The organism is Caballeronia sordidicola, assembly GCF_002220365.1.
Classification (GTDB): domain Bacteria; phylum Pseudomonadota; class Gammaproteobacteria; order Burkholderiales; family Burkholderiaceae; genus Caballeronia; species Caballeronia sordidicola_C.
In genome coordinates this window covers 147,203-171,757 of sequence record NZ_MTHB01000246.1, presented here as the reverse complement: position 1 = coordinate 171,757, position 24,555 = coordinate 147,203, and the positions used below count along the sequence as shown (strand labels likewise).

General features: G+C 59.7%; 24 protein-coding genes and 1 pseudogene. 9 read left to right on the top strand and 16 right to left on the bottom strand.

Features of this window, described 5'->3' with window-relative positions; all coding sequences use genetic code 11:
* From BSU04_RS34590 to BSU04_RS34580, 4 genes are all read left to right on the top strand, one after another.
* Complete coding sequence (locus BSU04_RS34590) at positions 1-336, top strand: SRPBCC family protein (RefSeq protein WP_306427248.1); 336 nt, start codon at positions 1-3, stop codon at positions 334-336.
* A 26-nt stretch (positions 337-362) separates the two neighbouring features.
* Positions 363-1,154 carry a DUF899 domain-containing protein gene (locus tag BSU04_RS34585; RefSeq protein ID WP_089164748.1) on the top strand — a complete coding sequence of 264 codons (792 nt, stop codon included), beginning with the start codon at positions 363-365 and terminating at the stop codon, positions 1,152-1,154.
* A 96-nt stretch (positions 1,155-1,250) separates the two neighbouring features.
* Entirely contained in the window at positions 1,251-1,358 is a 108-nt protein-coding gene (locus BSU04_RS45910) for a helix-turn-helix domain-containing protein (protein WP_373452900.1), read from the top strand.
* A gap of 5 nt (positions 1,359-1,363) precedes the next feature.
* Positions 1,364-1,579: a hypothetical protein gene (locus BSU04_RS34580; RefSeq protein ID WP_089164747.1), complete on the top strand. Its 216-nt coding sequence runs from the start codon at positions 1,364-1,366 to the stop codon at positions 1,577-1,579.
* Positions 1,580-1,602: 23 nt separating this feature from the next.
* On the opposite strand, the gene BSU04_RS34575 is transcribed toward BSU04_RS34580, so the two are convergent.
* The gene (locus tag BSU04_RS34575) at positions 1,603-1,893 is read right to left on the bottom strand and encodes a hypothetical protein (RefSeq protein WP_089164746.1); all 291 of its coding nucleotides are present in this window, start codon (positions 1,891-1,893) and stop codon (positions 1,603-1,605) included.
* A gap of 649 nt (positions 1,894-2,542) precedes the next feature.
* Here BSU04_RS34575 and BSU04_RS34565 point away from each other — a divergent pair.
* Positions 2,543-2,944, top strand: coding sequence for a GFA family protein (locus tag BSU04_RS34565; protein ID WP_373452903.1), 402 nt, complete (start codon positions 2,543-2,545; stop codon positions 2,942-2,944).
* A gap of 484 nt (positions 2,945-3,428) precedes the next feature.
* On the opposite strand, the gene BSU04_RS34555 is transcribed toward BSU04_RS34565, so the two are convergent.
* The 4 genes from BSU04_RS34555 to BSU04_RS34540 are packed head-to-tail and all read right to left on the bottom strand — an operon-like array spanning position 3,429 to position 7,845.
* Complete coding sequence (locus BSU04_RS34555; RefSeq protein WP_089164743.1) at positions 3,429-4,088, bottom strand: DUF2894 domain-containing protein; 660 nt, start codon at positions 4,086-4,088, stop codon at positions 3,429-3,431.
* Positions 4,081-4,728: an OmpA family protein gene (locus tag BSU04_RS34550; protein WP_089164742.1), complete on the bottom strand. Its 648-nt coding sequence runs from the start codon at positions 4,726-4,728 to the stop codon at positions 4,081-4,083. Before BSU04_RS34550 ends, BSU04_RS34555 begins: the two co-directional genes overlap by 8 nt.
* A complete protein-coding gene (locus BSU04_RS34545; RefSeq protein WP_089164741.1) occupies positions 4,725-7,091 on the bottom strand; it encodes a DUF802 domain-containing protein in 2,367 nt (788 codons plus the stop codon). The genes BSU04_RS34550 and BSU04_RS34545 overlap by 4 nt, the downstream gene beginning before the upstream one ends.
* Before the next feature lie 10 nt (positions 7,092-7,101).
* Entirely contained in the window at positions 7,102-7,845 is a 744-nt protein-coding gene (locus tag BSU04_RS34540; protein WP_089164740.1) for a DUF3348 domain-containing protein, read from the bottom strand.
* Between the two features lie 173 nt (positions 7,846-8,018).
* On the opposite strand from BSU04_RS34540, the gene BSU04_RS34535 reads away from it, so the two are divergent.
* Together BSU04_RS34535 and BSU04_RS34530 are read left to right on the top strand one after the other, a co-directional pair.
* On the top strand, positions 8,019-8,375 hold the full coding sequence (locus BSU04_RS34535) for a putative quinol monooxygenase (RefSeq protein ID WP_256983674.1): 357 nt from the start codon (positions 8,019-8,021) through the stop codon (positions 8,373-8,375).
* A 386-nt stretch (positions 8,376-8,761) separates the two neighbouring features.
* The gene (locus BSU04_RS34530; RefSeq protein ID WP_089164739.1) at positions 8,762-10,684 is read left to right on the top strand and encodes a hybrid sensor histidine kinase/response regulator; all 1,923 of its coding nucleotides are present in this window, start codon (positions 8,762-8,764) and stop codon (positions 10,682-10,684) included.
* Between the two features lie 49 nt (positions 10,685-10,733).
* On the opposite strand, the gene BSU04_RS34525 is transcribed toward BSU04_RS34530, so the two are convergent.
* The 3 genes from BSU04_RS34525 to BSU04_RS34515 form a co-directional block, all read right to left on the bottom strand.
* Positions 10,734-12,467, bottom strand: coding sequence for a pyrrolo-quinoline quinone (locus BSU04_RS34525; RefSeq protein WP_256983688.1), 1,734 nt, complete (start codon positions 12,465-12,467; stop codon positions 10,734-10,736).
* Between the two features lie 700 nt (positions 12,468-13,167).
* Positions 13,168-13,980, bottom strand: a complete 813-nt coding sequence (locus BSU04_RS34520; RefSeq protein WP_089164738.1) for a hypothetical protein — start codon at positions 13,978-13,980, stop codon at positions 13,168-13,170.
* A 98-nt stretch (positions 13,981-14,078) separates the two neighbouring features.
* Positions 14,079-16,343 carry an alpha/beta hydrolase domain-containing protein gene (locus BSU04_RS34515; protein WP_089164737.1) on the bottom strand — a complete coding sequence of 755 codons (2,265 nt, stop codon included), beginning with the start codon at positions 16,341-16,343 and terminating at the stop codon, positions 14,079-14,081.
* Positions 16,344-16,690: 347 nt separating this feature from the next.
* On the opposite strand from BSU04_RS34515, the gene BSU04_RS34510 reads away from it, so the two are divergent.
* Positions 16,691-17,356 carry a GntR family transcriptional regulator gene (locus BSU04_RS34510; protein ID WP_089164736.1) on the top strand — a complete coding sequence of 222 codons (666 nt, stop codon included), beginning with the start codon at positions 16,691-16,693 and terminating at the stop codon, positions 17,354-17,356.
* 154 nt (positions 17,357-17,510) lie between these two features.
* On the opposite strand, the gene BSU04_RS34505 is transcribed toward BSU04_RS34510, so the two are convergent.
* Entirely contained in the window at positions 17,511-18,068 is a 558-nt protein-coding gene (locus BSU04_RS34505) for a glyoxalase superfamily protein (protein ID WP_089164823.1), read from the bottom strand.
* A 394-nt stretch (positions 18,069-18,462) separates the two neighbouring features.
* On the opposite strand from BSU04_RS34505, the gene BSU04_RS34500 reads away from it, so the two are divergent.
* The gene (locus BSU04_RS34500; protein WP_089164735.1) at positions 18,463-19,734 is read left to right on the top strand and encodes an MFS transporter; all 1,272 of its coding nucleotides are present in this window, start codon (positions 18,463-18,465) and stop codon (positions 19,732-19,734) included.
* An 8-nt stretch (positions 19,735-19,742) separates the two neighbouring features.
* Here the strand turns inward: BSU04_RS34500 and BSU04_RS46805 are convergent, their stop codons facing one another.
* From BSU04_RS46805 to BSU04_RS34470, 7 genes and pseudogenes are all read right to left on the bottom strand, one after another.
* Positions 19,743-19,889: a hypothetical protein gene (locus BSU04_RS46805; RefSeq protein ID WP_179258539.1), complete on the bottom strand. Its 147-nt coding sequence runs from the start codon at positions 19,887-19,889 to the stop codon at positions 19,743-19,745.
* A 41-nt stretch (positions 19,890-19,930) separates the two neighbouring features.
* Positions 19,931-20,872 carry an alpha/beta fold hydrolase gene (locus BSU04_RS34495; protein ID WP_089164734.1) on the bottom strand — a complete coding sequence of 314 codons (942 nt, stop codon included), beginning with the start codon at positions 20,870-20,872 and terminating at the stop codon, positions 19,931-19,933.
* A gap of 111 nt (positions 20,873-20,983) precedes the next feature.
* Positions 20,984-21,541, bottom strand: a complete 558-nt coding sequence (locus BSU04_RS34490) for a TetR/AcrR family transcriptional regulator (protein ID WP_089164733.1) — start codon at positions 21,539-21,541, stop codon at positions 20,984-20,986.
* Between the two features lie 240 nt (positions 21,542-21,781).
* Positions 21,782-22,135, bottom strand: coding sequence for a copper-binding protein (locus BSU04_RS34485; protein ID WP_089164732.1), 354 nt, complete (start codon positions 22,133-22,135; stop codon positions 21,782-21,784).
* Positions 22,132-22,812 (bottom strand): annotated as a pseudogene (locus BSU04_RS34480) (efflux RND transporter permease subunit); the annotation flags it as partial. The pseudogene BSU04_RS34480 and the gene BSU04_RS34485, both read right to left, overlap by 4 nt.
* A 255-nt stretch (positions 22,813-23,067) precedes the next feature.
* Positions 23,068-23,667 carry a LysE family translocator gene (locus tag BSU04_RS34475; protein WP_089164731.1) on the bottom strand — a complete coding sequence of 200 codons (600 nt, stop codon included), beginning with the start codon at positions 23,665-23,667 and terminating at the stop codon, positions 23,068-23,070.
* A gap of 197 nt (positions 23,668-23,864) precedes the next feature.
* The gene (locus BSU04_RS34470) at positions 23,865-24,548 is read right to left on the bottom strand and encodes a class I SAM-dependent methyltransferase (protein ID WP_179258538.1); all 684 of its coding nucleotides are present in this window, start codon (positions 24,546-24,548) and stop codon (positions 23,865-23,867) included.
* Positions 24,549-24,555 lie beyond the last annotated feature (7 nt).

The window sequence follows — 24,555 nt, the reverse complement described above, 5'->3', positions numbered from 1 at the left end:
ATGCATCCCAACAATAACGACGTGATTCACGCGGAGATGGACGTGCGGGTCGGCGGACGCTTTCGGATCATCATGCGCACGCCCGAGGGCGAGGAGCATGACGTAAGCGGCGTGTTCCAAGAAGTCGTCCCAGACGAAAAGCTCGTCTATACCTGGGCGTGGCGCAGCACACCGGAGCGCGAATCACTCGTTACGTTCATGCTGCACGGCGAGCATGGCGGCGAGCGCACGTTACTCACGCTGAAGCATGAGCAGTTTGCGGATGAAGCAGCGCGCGATGATCACGAGGGTGGCTGGAACCATGTCCTCGATGAGCTTTCACGGCAGTTTGCCTGATCACTTCAGGACAGGAGGATTCAAACATGGAATCGCATCGAATTGTTTCGAGGGAAGAATGGCTTGCAACGCACAAGGCGCATCTGGCCGAGGAAAAAGCGGTGACGCATGCGCGCGACGCGCTCGCCGAAAAACGTCGCGCGTTGCCTTGGGTGAAGGTCGACACGACCTACATGTTCGACACTCCGCAGGGCCGCAAGACGCTGGCTGAACTGTTCAACGGACGCAGCCAGTTGATCGTTTATCACTTCATGTTAGGGCCGGACTGGGAAGAAGGGTGCCCGGGCTGCTCGTTCCTGTCCGATCATATCGACGGTGCGTTGCAGCACGTCGAGCAGCGCGATGTCGCGTACATCGCGGTGTCGCGTGCGCCGCTCGAGATAATCGAAGCATTCAAAAAGCGCATGGGTTGGCATTTCCGTTGGGTCTCGTCGTTCGGCAGCGATTTCAACTACGACTATCATGTGTCGTTTACATCTGAACAGCGGGAAAAAGGTAAGGTGTACTACAACTTCGAGATGAATGACGTCACGGCCGGTGGCTTCGACAGCGACGAGTTACCCGGGCTCAGTGTGTTCTACAAGGACGATACCGGTGATGTGTTCCATACGTTTTCGGCATATGGACGCGGCGGCGAGCCGCTCATCGGCACCTACAACTTGCTCGACCTCACCCCGAAGGGACGAGACGAAGAGCACAACATGATGGACTGGTTGCGTCATCACGATCGTTATGACGAGGTTCGTCGTGGTACAGATACCGCGACGGCTGCAGCCGACCCGGCTTCGCAGCACGAAGCCGGACGCTGTTGCCATTAGCCGGGCGCGGCAGATCAAAAAACTGCTTGCCGGCATAGGGCACCGCGGGCCAACAGCGCGTGCGGTGCCTCTAAATCCATAGGAGAAACGCCCGTGATGGACCGCATCATGGCGATGCGGACATTCGTGCGCATTGTCGACACCAACAGTTTTACCCGTGCTGCGAGATCACTCGGGATTCCGCGCGGGCGGCTGCGCGGCTGAGCGAAGTGCTGCCGCACTACCGGCCCGCAGCCGTGCCGGTATCGGTCGCCTATCTGCGTCATCGCCTCGTTCCACCGCGCGTGCGCGCGTTCGGCAACTGGCTCGCGGAACTGTTCGAGACGGCGCGGCACGTGGGTCACGCGCTGCCGCACAAGTTGCCACATGAGCTGTCAGGCATGCGTCCCATTTTGCGTGGCATGGAGGCGGATGAACTGGCCTGAGCGAGGGGACTTCCCGGCTCGGTTTACTCCACATCCAGCCAGGAATCGAGACCCACGCGAAAGGCGACAGCCGCAATCACCGGAACGGTCAGCATCATGACTATGCCGAAGTTCTCGATCATGTCGCCGTACATGACCGGTTTGTACAGAACAATGCCCGATACGATAACGAAGGCGACAAAACCGACAAACACCATCAGGATGCTGCGCAGCGCATTGGACGGCTGCCAGCGCCGCCGCTTTTTTGGGGCGACGCTGATCCGCTCCGGGTTCGGCGGCGTGTCGGATTCAGATTTTTGTTTATTTTCTGGCATGGCGCAGCGAAGTGAGGGGCGGCCGAATGCATAAAAAGACGCGTTACATTCGGGATTTTCAATTGGATCGTCTCATTGACGTCTCATGGCAGCGGCTAATTCCAATCGCAGGAGCGATGAGCTAGCCCACATGCAGTGATTGTGTCACAGGCAGGGTGCCCTGAGCAGATCGCCGCTGGCTCATGCCGGCGAAACGCCACTGCGTGCCATCGGCGAAGGTCGCTGTCGATCCAATTGCGGCCCTCGACCGGCGCTTCCATTCTCCATTCAAACTTCGGCTCCTCTGCGATCCCGATTCCCGCGGCACCGGCCCAAGGTGCTTCACGCCGTGCGCCTTGACCGGATCGTTCGTTCTGGCACGGCCGTGCGGTGCTTGGCGACGGCGAACAGTTGCTGGTGCAGCCACGCGTGTGCCGGATCGGCCCGCAGGCGCGGATGCCATGCGGCGGACAGTTCGAAACATCGTACTTCCACCGGTAATGGCAGCAGATCGACCTGGTCCGCGAAACGCCACGATGAACGTCGCGGAAAAGGCACTAAAATGACAGCCGACGCTATCATTTACCAGCGTGAGCGAAAGTTGGTGCGATCCAACCAATCAGAATTTGATATCCAGTTCGTTAGCGTGACTTCTTTCATCGAGACAAACGTGAATTCGTTGCTTGCAGGCAGATGCCTTTGCGGCGCAGTCCATTACGCCGTGAAGGATGAGTTTGTCTATGCAATGAACTGTCATTGTTCAAACTGCCGGCGCGCAACCGGTTCAGCATTCAAATCATTCGCGGGGATCGAGCGTAACAAGTTGGGCATCACGCAAGGGCAAGCCGACCTGTTGATTTTCGGTGATGAGACCGGGGCTCACGATGTTCATTGCAAGATCTGCGGAAGCCTTATGTTTTCGGTCGTTCGTGAGGGCGAGTTCGTTCACGTCACTTTAGGAACGCTCAGCGACACTCCGACTATTCGCCCAACCGCACACATTTTTGTCGGGTCCAAGGCGCCGTGGTATGCCATAACCGACGAACTGCCACAGCACGACGAATTTGGCTAACACGGTCCAGTCAATGATTGAAGCCGCTCGGTGCGACGCCTCGAAACTATCAATCAGCATGGAAGTCGACTCTGTCTCGTGCGATGCAAATCACGCATTGTCGTTCTCGTTTTCTTTGAGCAGAAGGGCGACTTGGACTGAAACATGGATGATCAAGCCGACAAACCCACTTCCGAGATCCCGCTTAGCGGGGGCCGTTATACCGTAGGCGTAGTTCGCGTGGGTGACACGGTTCGCAGGCCTGCTCAGTCATGGTCGCCTTTTGTGCGATGCCTCCTTCTACATCTCGAGTTCACCCGTTGTTCGCTTGGATCAGGCTCATTACCTCAACACCCGGCAAGGACTGAGTCAGGCGGTTCGATCCGTGCCGATTTTCTGGACTAACTGTATTGGCGATACAGTCAAACCGGAAGCTGGTAATGCAAGTGTGACACCCATAACGCACAAGGTGCACGTGGTGCACGTGGTGCACGTGACGCTAGCGCTAGCGCGGTTTGCCGCGCGTACTTTTCCGGGGGCTCACGGAGCGAGCCGCATCTTTGTCCGGCAAGGCGCCGCCGCCGTTCATTTGCTCCATCCACGACAACACGTCGATGTACGACAAGAACTGCTCCAGATACCCTGGCGACAACTCGCGCATCAGCGAGAGCGAACGATGCACGAGGCTACTCGAGTTGAGCGGGCCCGCATTCCCGGGCACTTGTGCAAGCGACTGCCGAAACTGTCTTTCGGTACTGACCGTGGTCCAGGTTTTCCTGAAGTAATCGAGCACCTCCATGTCCGGATAGGAGGAGGGTCGGGGCAAGGTGTGACCGGCTGTGGGACCGTCGCTATCTACCGGCGCACTGAGGCTCATGTACTCGATCAGTCCGGCAAGTTTGCCACGAGCGGGTTCGCCGGCATTGGCAGTTTCCGACGCGGCGTTCTCAAGATCGTTGGCGTAATCGTGAGCGTAAGCCTCGAGCAGTTTGGACAGCCTGTCATCCAGGATGCGCCGCGACTCGCCGCTGTGGCTGGCTGCTCGCCGATCCAGCGCTTCGATAAAATAAAATCGGATGGGATCCAGCCGATCGGCACCGCGCTCGCGCCACGCATCGAGCGTCGCGCGGACGCTTTTGGTCACACCACTAACGTCGCTATTCACCGGGCTTCACCGTTGCGCTCGACGGCCTTGGAACAGGTGCTATTTCCACTCGCCGATTCTTCGCCCGTCCCTCGTTGTCGGCATTCGAGCTCACGGGCTGCTGTGAGCCGAATGCGGCCGCGAATACCGAGGAGGAGGGGATGCCCGCGTCGATCAACGCACGGGTGACCGTCAACGCGCGCTGGGCCGACAGCTCCCAGTTGTCGGCAAAGCGACGGTTACTCTCCCGCAACTGCCGGTCGTCGGTAAAACCGCTCACCATCAGGATCTGGTCGTTGGCCTGGAGATAAGCGGTCAGCGGCCCGGCGAGGCTCTTCAGTACGTCCCGGCCTTCGGGCTGTAGTTGATCGGAGTTGAGTGCGAACAACACGCTGCCGTTGATGCCAATACGCCCGTTGACCAGCGTCACCCGGCCTGCTGCCAGCGGCCCGGCCAGCGCCTGTTCCAGGGTCTTGCGGCGCTGTGTTTCCATCTGCCGCTGCTTGACCTCTTGTTCAAGCTTGGAAGACAGCTCCAGTTGCACGCCGATGACGCCCACCATGATCAGCATGAAGGCGCCCAGCAGCACCGACATCAAGTCGGCGAAGACGGGCCATATCGGCGCGGTCGTCTCCAAGCCGCCGTCGATATCCTCGCTCATGCGACTGTGGCTCCAACCCCAGCTCCGGCGGACGCACGCCGGCCGGCGAGCTCTTGCAGATCTTCGACAATCTGCTTCTGCGACATCATGCTCAGGTCGATGACTTCCCGAGCCTGCGCCACGTAATAGGCAAGCTGTTCGTCACTGCGCGCGAGTGACTTGTCCAGCGCGGCTTCAATACGCTGGAGATGAGTCACCAGCTTTTCGTTCGAATCGCCGAACACCTGTACGGCCATGCCGAATGCTTCGCCGAGACTCGCCACCTCGACCGCGCTGCCGGTGACTTGCGCGGCAATGGCGCCGAGCTTGCCGGTTTCCGTTTCGACCTTGTCGGCGAACTGGGTGCCCACACGCTCGAGCAGACCCGCCGACGTCGTGACCAGCGCGTCAACGGCTGAGCGCTGCTCGGTGGACGCATGGTTCACGGCATCGAGCAGGGTTTCCAGCGTCGCCAGCAGACGGCTGCGCTCCTCCAGCATCGCGGTGTCGCGGACCATGCTGTCGGAGAGTTTCTGACGCAGTTCGGCAACGACTTCGGCGGCCGCCTTGGGGGCTTCCGATGCCGCCTGCACGAGCCGGGAGATCTCGGCGATCGTGTCGCTCGCGTGCGTTTGCGTCTGGGCCGATATATCGCGCGCGGTCCGCTCCAGCGTGTCGCAAATTTCCTGCTGCCGGCTCGCGGTGCGCGTGCCGACTTGCTCCCATTCGCGGCTCAGCGTAGCGGCCATCGAACCCAGCGTTTCGGTCCAGGCCGCCAGCCGCTGCTGATCCCTCGATGCCAATTCCGCCTGCAAGTTCGCGGCGGCCTTGGGGGCTTCCGATGCAGCTTGTACGAGCCGGTCGATTTCGGCGATCGTGTTGCTGGCGTGCGCCTGCGTCTGGGCCGAGATGTCGCGTGCGGTTTGCGCCAGCGCGTCGCACATCTCCTGCTGCCGGCTGGCGGTGCGCGTGCCCGCCTGCTCCCACTCGCGGCTCAACGTAGCGGCCATCGAGCCGAGCGTCTCGGTCCAGACCGTGAGCCGTTGCTCGTCCCGCGATGCCAATTCGCCCTGCAAGTCCGCCTGAGACTGGCCCACGGTGCGCAGCAGCGCAGCCGAATGCTGCTCGAAGGTCGCTGCGGCATCGGCCAAGGCCTGCTGATTGTGACTCGCCAGCTTCTCGCCAGCGCGTTCTTGCCTTGACAGCGCTTCGTTCCACGCCGCAGACACACTGCCGGCCGTAGCGTCCAGGCGCGCGGAGAGACCTTCCAGCAGCCCGGCCGAACGTTGCTCGAAGGTGTCGGTGAATCGATCCTGCGATGTGCGCAGTTGCTGGATCAGCGCCTCGCTCGACCGCTGGTGTCCCTCAAGTGCCCGGTTCCAGATACCGGCCACGGTGGTGGTGCTCGCCTCGAAACCGCTCGACAGTCCCTCCAGTTGCTGCTGCACGGCATGCGTGACCGTGGTGTGCAAGGAAGCCGTCTCGCGGGCAAGGCCCGCCATCGTGGCCTCCATGACCGGCTGCAGCGCCGCGCCCGCGGCGCGGGTGCTGTCGGCAATGCTCTCCTTCAGCGACCGCTCCACCGAGGAAGCGAGGCGGGCGTAAGTTGCCTCGGCCTTGCCGTGGAAGGCCTCCTGGCTGGCGATCTGGCGCGCGTTGACGGCGAGGTTCTGTTGTTCGATGGTCGCCATCATCCTCTGCAACCGATCGACCAGCTCAGGCATCCCCTCGGCCTGCCGCTGCAGGAGCTTGAAGGCTTCCTCGCGCTGATGGGTCTGCGAGTAAATGCGCAATGTGGTCGCGATCTTCACGTCGAGCATCTGCCCGGCCTCGATCCGCTCGCGCCGGCACAGTGCAGAAAGCAGCCCGAGCATGGCGGATGTGGCCACGCCTGCAATGGAGGTGCCGAACGCAAATCCCAAGCCCTTGACCGGTGCAGCGAGCGAGTCGCGGATAGCCGGCAGGTCCGTCGCGCTTTCCAGCGCCATGCCTGTCCCTCTCAGGGTCGCCACCATGCCCAGGAGCGTGCCCAGCATGCCCAGCAATACGAGCAAGCCGACCAGATAGGGCGCAAGCGCCGGGCCGGGCAAGGCTACGCGCTCGCCTTCGACGCGCAGGCGCACCGCGTGGCGCAAGCTGGGATGCAATCGGTCAAGCCAGGCGCTGAGACCGGGAGGCGGTCCGGACAGGTCCGTGACGGCCCGCGCCAGGGTTGAAGTCGCTTGGCTGTAGCGCTGGAGCTCAAGCGCGCCCGCCAGATAGCACGCACCCACCAGCATGGTGACGGCCAGCGCCAGCGGGTTCGAGCCGACGTAACCGGCGCCGATCCAGCACACAGCGGCCAGACCTACCAAAAAAACGACAAGATTCAGATATCTGGACATAGCGTCCCAGTTAGCGGGTGCGAAGGGCCGCGAGCAACCCTTCGACCGGTTGAAAACGAAGATCCAGTTCGGCTAGCAAAACGCTCCGCATATCCTTGCGGAACACGGTCAGCCACGCGCCCGGCGCGATCACGGAGGCGTCCTCCAAAGCCTGGGCGTCGGCCCGTGTCTCCCGATCGGCCTTGCGCAAGCGCTCGAAGTGCCCGCCGAGCAACCCGGGCACGGTGGCCAGCAGACTGCGCTCGCGCGGGCTAAGCGCACGCTCCATGACGGCATCCACCTCCGCGAGCCGGCTCATGTCGGGCGTCCTGGCGGCCAGCTTTGCCCGCAGGCGGCCTCGCAGGTTACCGATGCCCGTTTCCATCGTCTGCTGCATGGACAGATAGATCTGACGAAATGCCGGATAGTCGAGCGCAGCGTCCATGGAGTCTCCTTGAGAGGACGTTTGGGCAGGCCCGTGGCGCTTGGCGGCGGCGGACGCACTGCCGCCGGCGATGGCATTCACCAACGCGCTGCGCACGCGGGCGCACTCTATTTCCTCCACGCTGCCGAGGGCATGCCCTCCGGGAGGTGCGCAAGGCAGATTGCCGTTGAGCGCCGTGGACAGTGCGATGGCGTCTGTCCAGTGGACCCATTGGCTCAGCCTGTCCGAGAGCGATTGCCTGGATTCGGTAACTTCGACATCCGCAAGGCGAGCCAGTAAGCGAATGAGCGTCGGGCCGCTGAAAGCTGTGCGCTGAGGGGCTTGCACCATACCACCAGAGTCCAAAAAGTTCGCTAGTTTACACGCGGACGCGGTGGTCGCCGCCGTGTCTTGATCAGCGGGGCACGCGAGTGTGGAATTTCAGGGTGTTCGACGTGCCACTCACGATGCCGGGATTTCGGTTCATACCCGGCCGCTGGCAGCACACGTTGCCGGACGCGGCTATGATTGCAGCGGCAATCCATGCCGAACCACGAAAGGAGAATGTCCGGATGATTCACGTCATTGCCACTATCACCGCACTGCCCGGGTCACGCGACGCGGTGCTTGAACTATTCGCCAGGAACCGTCCAGCAGTGCTGGCGGAAAATGGCTGCATCAGCTACGAAGCGGTGGTCGATGTCCCTGACTTCGGAGCGATTCAAACACCGCTCGGCAATGACACATTTGCGGTGATCGAACGCTGGGAAAGCGCCGAAGCGTTAAAGGCGCATGGCGCCTCTGCACATATGGCTGAATATGGGCGCAACACCAAGCCGTTGCTCGCTAGCCGCATTATCAATGTGCTGCAAGCCTTCTGAGCCGCCAGCTCGCATTGGCTCGCCGGAAAAACTTGACATCACCTGACGCGCCAAACTGTGCCGGATGGATCGCAGTCGAGGTACGGCTTCGACGCATGGCTTTAAGGTGTTCTCATGCAAGGGCAGCTCCCCGCTAAAAAGCCGAGGCATCAAGTTTTCTTGTTCAGCGATGTCCACGCGATGCAGACCGGCTAATCGGAGCGCGCCTCGCCCCTCGCCCCTCGCCCCTCGCCCCTTGCGCATCGTTCGTCTCTTGCCGATACGCTTCAGCGAAGGGGGCGTCTATCCATGAATCAATTCAGACTATCATTGGTGAACAAGCATCGCGTGATGCGTAGCATCCTTCTTAGACCACAAATAAATAACGACTCGTGGAAGTCTGAATAATGAAAACCGAAGACGGCGCGCAGTTGTGTGGTGTGGGCGAAGAAAACCGCTTCGAAATGCTTGTTACGAGCATCAGGGATTACGCCATCTACATGCTGAACCCTGAGGGGGTTATCAACAGCTGGAACGCCGGAGCGGAACGGTTCAAGGGTTATTCCGCCCAAGAGATCATCGGCCAGCATTTTTCCGTTTTTTATACGGACGAGGATCGGCGCTCAGGCAAGCCGGCCCGGGCATTACAAACCGCCCGCGAACAAGGAAAGTTCGAAGATGAAGGCTGGCGGGTGCGAAGAGACGGCACGCGATTCTGGGCAAGCGTCGTGGTCGATCCGATCCGCGATTCATCAGGAAAACTGCTCGGCTTTGCCAAAATCACGCGCGACATTACCGAGCGTAAAGCGAATGAAGAGGCGCTGCGCGAAAGCGAGGACAGGTTCCGTCTGCTCGTTCAGGGCGTGACGGACTATGCGATCTACATGATCTCCCCGACGGGTGTGATCACGAACTGGAACGCTGGCGCCGAACGCATCAAGGGTTACAAGCGAGACGAAATTGTCGGTTCGAATGTCGCGGTCTTCTACACCGAAGAAGACCGTGCTAAAGACATGCCTGCCCAGACGCTGGCAACGGCCGCAACCGAAGGCCGGTTTGAACAGGAGAGCTGGCGTGTGCGCCGGGACGGAACGCGATTTTGGGCGCACGTCGTTGTCGATGCGATCCGCGACGAAGCGGGGAAATTGCTGGGATTTGCGAAAGTCACACGAGATATAACAGAACGAAAGCAGGCAGCAGAGGCGCTTGAGCGAGCCAATGCGGCGCTTTTCCAATCGCAGAAGATGGAAGCGATCGGCCAGCTCACTGGGGGGATTGCCCATGACTTCAATAACCTGCTGGCGGTCATCTCAAGCAGTCTGGATGTGCTGAGCACGCGAGCGCAGAAGCACGCCGATACCAAGGTGCTGGACGCCATGCGGCGCGCCGTCGAGCGCGGTGCGCTCATGACCCAGCAATTGCTTTCGTTCGCCCGTCAGCAACCGCTTAAGGTTGAAAAGTACGACCTGAACTCTGCGATCAGCAGTTTCGAACCGGTGCTGCGCCGCGCTGGAAACTCTGCTATCGAGATGGATATACGGCTGGGTCCCCACGCCAAGACCGTTTCGCTTGATGTCGCGCGATTCGAAGCGGCGTTGCTGAACCTGGTCGTCAACGCTCGCGATGCCATGCCCGGTGGCGGGAAACTGGCAGTTGTCGTCGAGAACGTCGAGTTAGGTGCTGTGGAGGTTGGGAATCTGGCGCCGGGTGCTTACGTCCGGGTCTCCGTCTCCGATACAGGCTCAGGCATGCCGCCGGCGGTGGTTGCACGCGCGTTCGAGCCGTTCTTCACGACCAAGGAGGTGGGCAAGGGCACTGGACTTGGCTTGAGCCAGGTCTATGGATTCATCGCGCAGTCCGGCGGCGACGTCGTGATCGACAGCGAAGAGGGCACAGGCTCGACCGTCAGCATGTACTTGCCCGTGGTTGAAGGCGTGCCGGACGACAGGATTGTCGCGTCGAACGATGGTGTAGATACGGTTCTTATCGTGGAAGATGAACCGGACGTGCTGGACGTGGCGGGGCAGCTTTTTCGCAGCATAGGCTACGAGGTCACAACGGCAACCAACGGGATTGAAGCGATGGGCATTCTGGAGCGGCGGACCGACATCGATCTCCTGTTCACCGACGTAGTCATGCCGAAGGGCATGAACGGTATTCAACTGGCGCGCTCAGCGCGCGAGCTTCGACCCGGTCTCAGGGTGATAGTCGCCTCGGGATATCCAATTCCGGCATTACGCGAGCAGTATGGGCGTATCGAGGATTTTGCCTTCGTCAACAAGCCCTATCGCCTGGCTGAACTTGTAAAAGCGCTAAAAGCGGTGGCCTAGTCCGGCGCTCTTGTGAAACGAGGCAGGATGCACGCCTCGTTTTCCCGCATCAATTCAGCAAACCGAACACCGCGACGCCGTTCGTCGCTCCCACGAATACCTTCCCCTCTGAAATCATCGGCGTGATGAACTTGTTGCCCGCGCCGAACTGATCCCGGGTACCGGCCTGATTGCTGTTATACAACTCGTGCGCGAGATTGGTGGCGTCGTAGGCGTGAAGCGCGCCGGTTGTGCCGTTTTCTGCCGCCCACACAATGCCGTTACTCGTGCCGTTCGCCGAAATGGCCGGCGTGGCGCCCGGATAAGGAAACTGTAACGCGCTCTGCGAAGAGGGTGCGGTGGCGAGCAGTGCGTTGGTGATAGGGATTGCCTTGAGCGTGTCGGTCTGACCTCCGTAATAGACGACATGATTAAAGTACGCCGGCGAGCCCCAGATTCCGTCAGCCAGGACGCCAATCAGCTCCTGCCAGATGTTGTTGGACGTCGGGCTGAACTTGCCCATGTTGTCGCGATCGACGACGTAGATATTGGTGTCCTTGCCTGCCCCTAAAGCCAGATGCTTGACCGTGCCATTCGACGCGGTTTGATCAGGCAGCAGCATCGGTCCGCCAGAGCCGAAATCGCCATCCACATCGGATTCGGCTACGGTGTTATACATGGCGAAGTAGTCGGTTACGACCGGCGTCGGCAGAGCAGAGAGCTTGACGAACGTGTCGCCCAAATCGCCGTCCACTGGAAATCCCTGCGCGTTGAGCGTCGTGCCGAAGGTGCCGTTGCCGTCCACAAAATAGATCGATGTCCCATCCGATGCCATGCCCGAACCCGCCATCCAGATCGATCCCTTGGTGCCGTTCGGGGTAACCGGAAGTGCGCCGGTTTGCTTCAACGTATCAGCGCTGTAGGCCATCAGCCAGCCGTTATAGTTGCCGGACATGCAGTGGGCGGTCCAGCCCATGTAGATGGTGCCGTTGACCAGCGTCAACGCGGCGCGCACGGTGTGCAGAGCCGGATTGAAGGTAAGGAGGCCATTCGCACCTTCCGATCCGCTACCTGGATAGGTCGCGGCAATTTCGGTCGGGCCGCCGAACAGTTCAGCGCCTGTCGCAAGATCGATCGCGTGCAGGCGGTGATGCACATTCCCGCTGCCGTCGGTGGTCATGGCCACGGCATACAGCACGCCATGCGGGCCGCGCGAGCGGTCGATGACCGGTGTCGACGTGATACCTATTTCTGGCGTGATGTCCGTGCAGCCGACGTCAGCGCTCGACGTTTCACCCACACCCGCCAGCGATATTTGCCACAACGCGGCACCGCTGTCGGCGTCGTAGGCGTAGATGCTGTCGTGCTCTGTTACAACATAGACGACATTATGTACCGCCGTGCCTATCGTAAGACTCGTCACGAATAGCGGTTGCCCGTCGACTTTGCCGTCAGCAGGAAGGAAGCGCAGCTTTCCAAACGCTGTCGAGTTGACATTGGCCAGCGTGAGAGTCGTTTCCGAAAGCATCTGACCGGTTCGTGCGAGGTCGTTGTGGTGCATCAGCACGTCTGTGGCGTAGGCTTGCACCGTCGTCGGCGTCGAGCCGGTACTCGTTCCGCCGGGCGTGGTCGTGCCCGGTGCAGTGGTCGTGCCGGAGGCGGTAGGGGCCGGCCTGGGAGTCGTGTTGGTCGGCGAGGTGGTAGACGGCGCGGGTGTCGTACTCGGGCTAGCGGACGTACCGCCGGCGCCACCCGTAGTGGTGGTCGGGCTGTTGTTTGAACCGCCGCACGAACCGAGGCACATTGCCACCAGCAATCGCATAGATATTTTGAACAGGTGATGCTGGTACGCCGCGCGCAAAGCAAATTTGGGGTGCAGAGATTTCATGGCAATTCTCCTGGTCCGACGAGCGGCCCACCACACGTCTACCCACGGCGTTCAAGCGCGAATTGCGCACTGGAGCCCAGCGTTACTACGCGAGGTACAGCGTCTTGCAGCAGCAAGAAAAGAGCCTGAGGAATGGAATCTTATCCTTGCTCTGTTGCATCAAGCAGGTTTGTTTAGAACTGCTGATGCAGAAGTAGTTGCGGAGTGAATGTCAGACGAATAACAAACCGGAAAACCTCTGAACAATGTGGCGATCAGGACCGGCTGACCGTCAATCGACAGGAGCTACCCCCGGCTGCCGCTGGTCTCACGTATTGTCTGTCAAATATAATAAGTAATGCTTTACATACCGTATTTTATCGTTAAAGCGAGGCCTTCGATGAGATATAAAGGAGGTGCTTGGTAGAGAGCGGTGTCAAAACGCACCCACTGCCAGACGTGATGCTTTCGGATAAAAGACGGGAAGGGTTGTAGGGCGTGGCGTCGGAGCCGAAATCGACCGTAGCACGATAAAAGGTCCACCTATTTGCGTCGGACCTTTACATTCGTCTACCGCGAGAGCATCACCGCGCCCGGGCGCCTCCGATGCGCACCGCGAGTCCCATGTCGACCGGTCTTACCGCTGAAAATAGATTGCAACAAAACCAGGATTTTCGCTACTCGCTCCGCTGGCCGGAATGCCTTGCTCAACGAGAAGCGTTTGTTTTGCTGCGTTCTGATACACCTTCAGGCGAAGGGTCTGCGGATTACCGGCCTGGCTCGCATCGAGATAACCGGCGTCTGACAGCATTGACGCGGCCTGTGTCGAACTGAAGCTTTGATCGACGATGGTAACCGTGGTGGAGGGATTGCCGTCGAATATGTTATCGGAGAAGCTGCCATCCGCATTGATCGTCAAGGTGGACGACGGCGACGGACTGCCTTCGGCTTTGGCTCCGCAATTTTCCCAGCCATCAAACGCTGCGGCGCTAGCGGCCAGAGCACTCCAGTTCGCATCGGGGGCCGTTGATAGTGTCCAGGACGCATCCAGCATCACAGCAACACTCTTGATGTTCACGCCGGCGTTGACGCCTGTCACCGTACCAATACTATTTGTCGGCGAGGAGACACAGGCGATGCCCGCGCCTGGGACAGTGCCCTGAAAATAGCTCGATACAAGCGGATTGTTGCCGGGTACGACAAGCGGTGCTGCGACGGGACTCACGATCATGGCGTTCGCGGTCATTGTTGCCGCAACGAAAGACAATGATTGCGGAGTGACGCTGCCGAGCAGCAAACTATCTTGATAGACGATTGCACTCGGCGTGGCTGCTGCGGGTGTGCCAGGGCTCCCGTTGTCTGAACCGCCTCCACCCCCACCGCAACCACTGAGCGCCACCATCGTGGCAGCGACAAACCCGGCGGCAGTGCGTCTTCTCGTTCCGGTCATCGCTCCATCCTGTTCATCGTGGTCAGCAAGTCAGGAATCGGCATGAAGAGTCGGCCGTGACACCGTGCGGCGCCACGATCCGCTCCCTCGTTTTCATTTCAGGGCAAGGGCAACAAGGTAGGCGAAATGCTTGCAGCGTTGGCGACGAAGACGTTGTCGGCATCCGCCTGCAACAAATAGCCCTGGCTCACGAGTGCGTCCGCCGCTGCCGACACGGCTGCCTGGTACTTAGACCTGCTGGCGCCATAGAGCGTCGTGAGTGTGGCTCGGGAATCCGTCCCGCCAGCTTGTGCGGCAGCGTTCAAGGCTAACGGAATTGCCGCGCCGTTCGAGATGCAGCCGTCGCCTACTGCGTGGCCCGACCCGCGGTAATTCCAGCCGGTGTATGTGGCGAGCGGCACGCTGACATCGGGTACGAGGACGCCGGCTGTCTCGTTGCCGTTGGCGTCGACTTTCGGCACAAGAATGGTGTACTGCTGCGCCGTATTGACCACCGGCACGGCGTTGCTGTAGTCCGTCACGAACAGCTGGTTGTACTCACCATTGAAGGTCAGTTGCAACTGGACAGGCGTGCCCGCTGGTCCGCTCGGCACGAAGACGTTCGTCAGGCTCGGAAAACCGGTAGCGGTCTGGGTAGGCGCGACAAGCGTGCCGGCTGCGACCGTCGGATACTGCGACGCCGGCGGCTGGGTGCCATTGGCGACCCAGTTCACGAGCGCGGGGATAAGCGCTCGCTCGACCGGCGTTTCTTCGACCGGTGAACCCGGCAATTGGCACAGACTGCCGGCCGCCGGCACGACAAAGTTGCCTGTGGTTACCCCGCTGCCGCCACCGTGTTGCGTTCCGGGCACGAGGTAGTAACGAACATTGGGCGGGAGCTGGATGTCGTTGCCGCGCCCGTCGGTCACCACCAGCGACGCCGCGCCACCCCACCATTCGAACGCGCCGTCGAGTTGCATGATCTTCGGGCAGGTGTTGGTTGCCGAGCATTGCTTGAGCAGGCCATCCGTCGCGCCGCTGACGGGGTCGGTGAGCGTCGCGTAAGTGAACGGAAACTGGAAGCCTGGCATGAAATGGTCCTCATGCTGCTTCGACCAGCGGCCGGGCTGCGCGAATGCCGCGTTGGTCCACGTACGGCGGGCAGCGGAGATGATCGGGAACATGCCGTCGAATACGATCTTGCCGTTCTTGTCCACATTGAAGCCCTGGTACAAGAAGTCTTTCATGAACCGGCCCGATTGCGAAATGCCTTCTCCGATAGCGACATCGAAGTTGGTGTTCTGCGAGCAGGAGGCTGCCGCACAAGGGGCACTCTTGAGATCGTTGAGGGGATTGGCGACACCCTGAGCATCCGTTGCGTCGTATCGAAGGAACGACACCAGGTCGCGCAATGCTGCAAAGCCAATTCCGTCGACAGTGGGAGCGGCCGCCATATAGACAAAGCTGTAGATGGTGCCTGCGTCGGGCGCGACACTCGAGCCGTTGGGTCCGGGCACGGTGGTCGGTGGCGTAAATGTCACCGAGTAATTGCCTTCATAAACATTATTTGGTGTGCTGATATAACTCCACGTGGGTACCGATACCGATGGCGCCGTGTAGGTCTGGACTCCACCGGGAATGCTGCCGTAAGCCGTCAGCCACGACTGCCGCGCCGTAAACGTGACCGAAGTCTTGTCGTTCAGATTGGCGGGTGCATAGGTCAACGGGATCGTGGTGGCCGGGCCGCCCGCGTAGTCAGGGATAAACTCCTCGCGGCTCAGCGCCGTCATTGGCGTGCCATCCTTGTTGGTTGCAACGGGAAAGCTGGTGCCAAGGAGCCCGGCGCCGGCGAGCGTGCTGTTGCCGGTGAGGGGAACATCGCCTTGCCAGCCGCTCCAAAGGACTGTGTAGTTATTGCGCAATAGCGAGGGGAAACTTGACGTGGGGGCGGCGCCGGTATCGAGCGCGCCACCGCCGACGAACGAGGCGTCGCCAATTTTGCTGCCGCGATTGACCACGTCATAGAACAGAACGCGCTTCGCCGTCGATGCGCTCTGGGGCCGCAGGATCACGACATCGGTAGCGTAGGCCACATATCCGTCGGAGCCGACCGGCGCGTTCTTGATGTTCACGATACCCGCATTGAGCGGATTGTTCGGATCAAGCTCGCCGTGCACGACGGCCGTAATCACCTGATAAGGACCGGCCGCCCCGGCAGGCGTGGCGCCCCCGAAAGCTGGCGCGCTGGAGATGATCTGGAAGCTGTTGATAAAACCGGCTCCCTTGTTGGTGTTCGCCGAACCATTGTCGCTGTGCCCGCATCCACCGATCAACACTGCGCTCGCACTCAATCCCAGTAGTACACCTACTGATTTGACTTTCATGATCAGTTTCTCCGAACATCGCCAGCATCATGGGGCAAGGATCTTGAATCGGATTGCGCTTAAGGACGCCTCATGCCCGCAGACAGGAAGAGACAAGCGCCGCCGGTTTCGCATAGGCAAACGGGCGCTCGTTTCTGGCCAAGCGCGAGCAACCGTGAAGGACGCATGGACCCCGGGAAGAGGACCATTGAATACGTCGCAAAAGCTTTGTAAGCTGTGTGACGTTTGGAAATATATTTAAAGAACCCTTGTGTATTTATAATTCGCTGGACCGCATTCTCAACTATCGTTTACGCGTACTGTCTGGCCTGAGCGCTCTGGCCAACCCGCAACCGTAAAGGTCGATCATGACGAACAAGCTCACTCGCGCTGATCAGCTTCGCGAATCCATAGAGGAAGACATCGCGACCGGGGTCCTTCCGCCAGGCGCCTCGCTGGATGAAGCCGAACTGACTGCGCGCTTCCAGGTGTCTCGTACGCCAGTGCGCGAAGCGCTTTTGCAGCTTGTTGCAGCGGGCATGGTAGAGATGCGGCCACGGCATGGCGCCGTGGTGGCAAAGATCAGCCTGCATCGGCTGATCGAAATGTTCGAAGTGATGGCCGAGCTTGAAGCAATGTGTGGTCGGCTTGCCGCAAGGCGGATGAGCGCCGGGCAACTCGAGACGCTTCGTGCGGCGCATCTCGCCTGTCAGGAGGCGCGCGATTCGGCCGACCCCGACGACTACTATCATTTGAACGAGCGCTTCCATTGCCTGATCTATGAAGGCAGCCATAACAGCTTCCTCCACGATCAGGCGAAGGCATTGCATAAGCTGCTAAGGCCGTATAGACGGCTTCAGCTACGGGTGAAGGGACGCATGATCTCGTCCTTCGACGAGCATCAGACGGTGGTGGACGCTCTGGCCAAAGGCGACGGCGAAGCAGCCGCTGTCGCGTTGCGTGGGCACATTGTGGTTCAAGGTGAACGCTTTGGTGACTTGATTGCGGCGCTTTCACAGGTCAGCCAAGCGTAGGGCGCACATCGCGGCGCTTCCCGCGAGCGGTGCTCGGAGATAAGGAGAAGGCACCGGCCTGAGTTGGGAACGACGTGCTGGACTGACCTCATTCAGGGCGGCAACCGTAGCGAATCAGCGAACTGGTTGCCGCGCGAGACCTTGGCGATTGCCGTCAGTCGACTTTTCGTGGCGCCAGGTCAGGAGGCTCGCAAAAGCGGATGCGGTTGCTGAAGGGATCAGTTACCGTCATGACTTTCCCCCAGGGAAGGCTCTCCGTGTTTGGCCTCAAATAGCGATATCCTTTTGAACTCAGCTCTTCCTGATACGCTTCGACGCCGCTTAACGTCACAAACGCCGTTGAGCCTGGACTGGCGTCGCCGTGATGTTCGCTGAGATGCACCACAAGTCCGGCGCGCGATACCTGCATGTAAAGAGGTAGATTCGCTTCAAAGCGATGCTCCCAGTCGAGCCGGAAGCCCAGAAAGCCCAGGTAAAAATCCTTGGCTTTCTCTTCATCGAACACACGAAATATCGGAGAATTTTGATGGAAGCTTACGGCCTCGCCGGCCGTATTGTTGCCGATTTTTGCGGCCAGAATATTCCAGTTTTCAAAGCCGAATTGCGTCGCGACTAGTTCCAGCGCTTGGCCGTGAGTGATGTGGAGATTCAAGTCAGCAAGGCTTTTTCTAGCGGCCTTAGCCATGTTTTTGGCGTCGAGATAGCTGCGCATATCGATCCTCGTTTCAGCGAAAAACATTCAGCGCTCGCATTACTGACGCATTCGCTATCACGATGGATTGGGTGCGAAAGCTTTGAGAGATACATTCACCGTTTCCTTTCGGATGCGAGCGGCAGGCTGTATCGGCCTGTTGGCAATCGTAGCGAAAGTCTTATTCGCCAGCAACTCCCGTCGCATCGCCTCTTACTGTTTAACTTCTTCCTATTTCTGGGATTTCCGACGACCAGGACATCGATGTAATCGCGCGTTCGATTAATGGGCACGGAGGTTCATGAATTCGCGTTAACCCCCTGATTGGAGCATGGAGCTTGACCCTCAGATTGCACGCAGGCAAACTTGTATAGACAAGTTAATCCGTGCCGCTCTTCGCTAGGGAAACGTGCTTATGAAACGCAAAGTGTTCCGAGGCTGGTATGTGGTATTCGCAGCGCATGTGCTGCTCGCGCTAAGTTTCGGTGCGGCATATTCTTTCGGGGCGTTCTTTTCGCAGATTCAGGCTCACTTCGATGCCGGAAGTTTCTCGGTGGCGTCGGTGTTCTCGCTAACGGCATTCATTTATTACACGGTCGGCGTGGTTTCCGGCGCGCTCGCGGACCGGGTATCAACAAGAGTGGTGGTCATTGCCGGCATCGTGCTGCTATCGCTCGGTTTCCTTGTCAGCAGTGAGGCGACTCACTCCCTGGCGCTATTCATTGCATCGTTTTGTTCGCTTGTCGGACTGGGCATTGGCCTTGTCTATATTCCGGCGGTGACCGCGGTCCAGCGCTGGTTCGTGACGAACCGCAGCAAGGCGTCGGGGCTCGCGCTCGCGGGGACGGGAGTGGGTACGTTCGTCGGGCCGATGGCGGCCGGGTTACTGATGCACCATATGTCCTGGGAGACCACCATGCGCATCTTCGCCGCGGTGATCGCTACGGTCGGTATCTCAGCTGCCATGCTGATTCGAGGTAGTCCGCATGAGCTGGGATTGCTTGCGGACGGAGAGCGCCGCCGTAGCCTGGACCCGAGCGAACACAGGCCGATCCCGCCGACGCCGACCCGCACCATCGGGCTGGCCGAAGCAATCCGTTCGAGTCGATTCTGGTGGTACTTCGGTGCGATATTTCTCGGTTCCGTAGGCCTTTTTCTGGCGCTGGTGCATATCAATCCCTACGCCCGGCAACTCGGTGTATCGGCAACGGAATCGAACCTCCTGATCGGACTGATCGGCGCCGGCAACGTGGCAGGGCGACTCTTTCTCGGGCGCCTCGGCGACCGGATGGGGGCACGCCGGCTCCTCGCTTGTCTAACGGTCGCGCTTGCGGTCCTTAACGGTTTTTGGTTCTGTTCTCACAGCTTTGCGTCGCTTGTGATATTCGCGATCTTGTTCGGCGTGGCGAATGGCGGTTGCATCTCCCTCTATCCGGCTGTCGCCGCTAGCTGGTTCGGTACAGCGAACCTCGGTGCGATTCTCGGCGCTCTCTATATTGCTGTTGGGATCGCCGCTATCGCAGGCGGCAGCATCGGCGGATTGCTGTTTGATATTTACCAAAACTACGGCTTGTCCATCATGTTCAGCGCGGCCTGTGCCTTGCTGTCCGCGGTGTTCATCATGATTGCCGGAGGGCGACAGGCCGTGCTTCCCGTATTGAGGCGCTCGTCGGAGGCTGTGGAGTGACCGTGAATTCAGGAGGTGTCGACAACGTCCAGGCGCACGCGTGCCGCGCGCCGTTTTGAACTCCAGTTCTTGACTCCGGTCACTGCCTTGAAACCTTTTGCGGGCAGCGAAGCCGAGAATGCGACGCCGGCCGCTTGGCTCTTTACCGGTTTCATCGCGTACGGTCTTTAAACGAGGGTTGAGTGATCGGCTGAGATCAGCTAAAGAAAGCAGTCAGCTCCGCGGCGACCGCTGCCGGTTGCTCTTCCGGAAGAAAGTGGCCGCAGAACGCGATCGTGCTGCCGTGAACGTCTTCGGCAAAAGCCCTGAGCGGCGCTGCCATATCCGGAATGGATCCTTGGTCAGAGCCTAACGCCAATACGGGCATTTTCAATTTCCCCTTGGCGCATAGTGCGCGGTTTTGTTGCGCAGACAAGGCCGCGGCCCGGTAATAAGCAAGACCCGCACGTAAGCCACCCTCTTTCTTGAAGATGCGAAGGTATTCCTCCACGTCGGCGTCCGGGAACGACTCAGGGTTGGCGGTCTTTCGGCGTAGAAACCAGTCGAGATACTCTCGCTCCCGGCCGGTTATCAGCATCTCGGGAAGCTCGGGTATGGCATGAAACGCGAAGTGCCAGGTGCGCCATGCCCGCTCCGGGGCGACAGGCAAAGCGTCCGGCAAGGTGATGCCTGGAATTCCGGCATCGAGCAACGCGAGCCGCCGGACCTCATTGCCAAAGAGCGCTGCGTAGGGATAGGCGACCCATGCGCCTACGTCGTGGGCGGCGAGGAAATACTCGCCGATGCCAAGCTGCTGAAGCAGGCCGTGAACCATGACAGCAAGACTCTGCGTGTCGTATCCATCCGCCGGGCGGTCTGAGTCGCCCTGTCCGGGGAGGTCCAGTGCAACGATCTTGTAACGCTCGGCAAGCAGTGGCATGACCTTGCGCCATGCGTACCAACTCTCCGGAAAACCTGCGAGCAGGACGACGGTGTCCCCGTCGATTTTGTCACCGGTAACATAATGCAATCTCACGCCGTTGACGGTTTCGAAGCGATGCGCGAAGCCGGTCAACCTGGTATCGGGCCGGGACGCCGGTAAAGCGCCGCTCGTGCGGAGGGTAGGTTGCACTGCCAATTCTGGTTGCGCTTGCGTCATGATTGATGCTCCATTTCAATGTGGGACCGGTCGCCGCGGCCGCGATGGCCCATAGAACGTTGGTCATTGCTTAATTATGGAAATGATCACTTCCTAAACAGGAAAATTTTTTTAAGAAAGCAGCCGCATGGCTTGATCGACTGCGGCGATCATCTCGACGCGGGTGCGCCCGGTCTTGCCGATAACGCGAAAACCTTGTAGCAGGGAGAGCAAGACACGGGCAGTAGCTTCAACATCGATGCCGGAAGGGATCGAGCCGTCGGATTGGCCAAGCTGGATGAGCGTGCGTAACGACGTTTCGACGCGCCGCAAGGCCGTTGTCACCCGCGAAGCCATCTCCGAGTCGAAGGTTGCAAGCTCCGTTGCGCTGCCTGCCACAAGGCAGCCGCGCCGGCCTTCAACGCCATGCGACGACTCTGCGTAGAAGGCGAGCATGGCCCTTATCTTGTTGAAGCCGGTCACTTCGACTTCGACCAATTGCTGCAGGCGAGCGTTGCGCCGACTGGTGTAGCGGTCAAAGGCGGCGAGAAAAATCGCACGCTTGTCGCTGAACGCTTTATAAATGCTGCCGGCAGTGAGGTCCATCGCGGCGCTGAGATCGGAGATGGATGCCGCGTGAAAGCCTCGTTCCCGGAACGTCAAGAGCGCCCCGTCTAACGCTTTCTCCATGTCGAACTCGCGTGGGCGGCCTGGGCTACGGGGTTGTTTTGGCGACTGGAGAGATGTCATATTTGACTTTAATAGGAAACGATCACTTCCCATATTAGGAGATGATCGTTTCCTTGTCAATTGTGAACGGACGACTGGAGCACGAGGACGCGGGCTTGATGCGCCACTATCCGATTCGGTCCCACGAGCGTCGGCGCTTACCGTTGCAGCCGTCCCTACGTCCTTGGCAACTACCGATGGTTAGGGCTTCTCCAGCTTCACAATAGTCAGCGTGCCGTTGACATCTTCGACGCGGACCTTGACCTTGTCGCCTTCCTTGACGTGGGCAATCATCGCCGCGTCCTCGGCCTTGTATGCCATCGTCATCGCCGACATGCCGATGTTGGTCAGCGCGCCGTGCTGAAGCGTCACCATGCCAGTCGATGGGTCCACCTTCTTGACCACCGCGTCGGTCAGTTGCGATTTGCCCGGCTTGGCTGTGCTCATGGCGCCATTGTCCATCTTCATGCCGGCCATTTCGTCCGCAGCTACCGCGACGCTGGCTAGCGTGAGAGCGGCACAGAATACGGCGGTTACGGTCACGAACTTCTTCATTGGTTTTCTCCAGAGTGGGATTGCAGCACGAGCGTGCCAGTGGGTACTGCGTGAGGGCGAAGCGGTTCGTCAGTTTTCGTTTCGGTACGCGCAATCTTCCGGCGTTGCAGCAGCAACCACGCGGCCGGGATGATCAGCATCGACAGGAGCGGTGCGGTCACCATGCCACCAACCATTGGCGCGGCGATTCGCTGCATGACCTCCGATCCGGCGCCATGGCCGAGCATGATCGGGATGAGGCCAGCCAGCACGACCGCGGCGGTCATTGCCTTGGGTCTCACGCGTAGGACCGCGCCCTCGCGGATTGCATCGACAAGCGTTGTTTCGGTAAAGGGCGCGCCTTCCTCGAGTCGACGGTTGAGCGCTCCGTTTAGATACAGCAGCATCACTACACCGAAACCAGGCGATGGAATAGCCGGGCGGCAGTACAACCTGCCGCGCCACCGCCAGCTGCATTGCCTTCACGGCCGATTGCAAGTCCACATCGCGAATGTCGACGTAGACGTAACCCGACAAGCGCGCGTTCTCGCTACGGATCATGGGTGGCCCATCGGAGATCTTGATGGTGGCTACGTCTCCTAGCGTGATCTGCGCCCCCGGTCGGTGACCACTAGCAACTGACGCAGGTTGTCGACCGAGTCCCGGATCTCTCGTGGGTAGCGAATGTTGATCGGGAAAACGGCGATGCAAGTCGATCAAGCTTTGTTTTTGTCATAGCGTGATCGGTTGGAACCTGGCCAAAGGCCGCGAGGGTCGTCGACAAGCGTGAAAGCTTTTCCGCGAACGTGCGTGATCGCGCGCGAGCTTTCGCCAAGCACGATCGGCATCAATCGCCAGAAGTCAGATTCGAAAAACTGGAACAGAACGCGAGGAGGGCGAGGGGTGGACAGCAGGATAGGCTTCCAGCCGCGTCGGTCGAGGCTGATGCCTGCCTAGTGCAATACCGCCCACGCAAGAGACAAAGAAAAGGCAGCCAGGATGATCGACGCACAACGCTGCATGCGCGCCGGACTGACCCGCATGAGGCGGCCGCGACCGAGTTCAGCGCCAAATGCAATCCACGCCAGCCCGATTGGGACCAGCAGGCTAGTGAAAATTGCCATCGCTTCCACATAGCCGGCCAAGCTCTCGAATGCAGCCACCGGAAAAATCGTGCCGGCGAACAGGATTGCTTTTGGATTGAGCAATGTCGCGGTAAATAACACACGCAAGCCGATCGTCCCTTGCGCCGTCGAAGGAAACGAGTTCGCTGTGAGCCACATGCGCACCGAGAGGTATGCAAGATAGAGGGCGCTAGCAATACGCAAGAGCGTCGGTAGCCAGGTTAGCGAGCTTGCCGCATGCGAAAGGAAATATCCCCAGCCTGAAATAGATACGAGATAGCCGGCGAATTCTGCGCCAGTGAGATGAGCCGAGTCCCTTATGCCCGATCTCAGACCGGCGGTAGCGAGCAGCGTGTTTGTCGGACCCGGCATGACCAGCACGACAACGCTACCTAACGTCATCAGTGAGGCACTCGAAGTTGAAAGCATGGATTGGCGGTCGGAAGGCTAGACTCGGGTTGTCGGAAATGTTGGGTATTTCAGTACTGTTATCGGTGTGCGGAAGTCTTCCTTCAGCATCATGCGAATTATTTTGCGCGAACGATCGGCGCTTCGATCTTCGTCGTGTCGCTGGTGACAATGCTCGTATTGGCGTTGCAGTTGGTGTAGCTCGTAGTTGCGGTCAGTCATCCAGTCCGATGCGCACGAAACAGGACGGATACCGGCCTGCGGGTTCGCGGGTCTATTGGTTCCTGCAGCGCGCGAAGTGTCAGTCCGCTCGTCCTTAAAAGTTCGAGCCACGTGCCCAATGTCCTGAAGTACCACGGCGGAGCATCGCTGAATTGTGGACTAAATCCTGCCCATGAACCTGCCCGCCAGCCGTCGACGTAAGGCAGGTCACCACATGCAACAAGGGGATGGAGCGTTTGCACGATCAAGGTCCCATCCGGCTTGAGCAACATGGGAATGGCTTGCAGCAGACCGTCTACCGATTCCTTTCCAAGCAATGAGAAATTGCAGACCACGACATCGGCGCTCAGTTTGAGCCGCCCTCCGGCAATCTCTTCGTAGGACATCACGCGGCTGTCGATTACGCCCGCCTGCTTCGCGGCAAGGGCCAGTGCCGGCACACCATCTACCGCCGTTACCTCGATGCCGTTCTGCTGGAGCGCAAGGGCAAGCCAGCCTTCGCCACAACCCAGATCCATGACGGTCTGCGGCCTGCACGCCAGGACCGCGTCCAGGATGGCGCGATCGGTCACCAATCGCCGGCTCTCGATTTCGCCGGCACGTACCGCATTCGTCCAGGGCGAAGCGTTCCGCTTCCATGCCTCGATTATCTTGCCGTCGCTCAAAGGTTCGATGTTCATCGCTCGT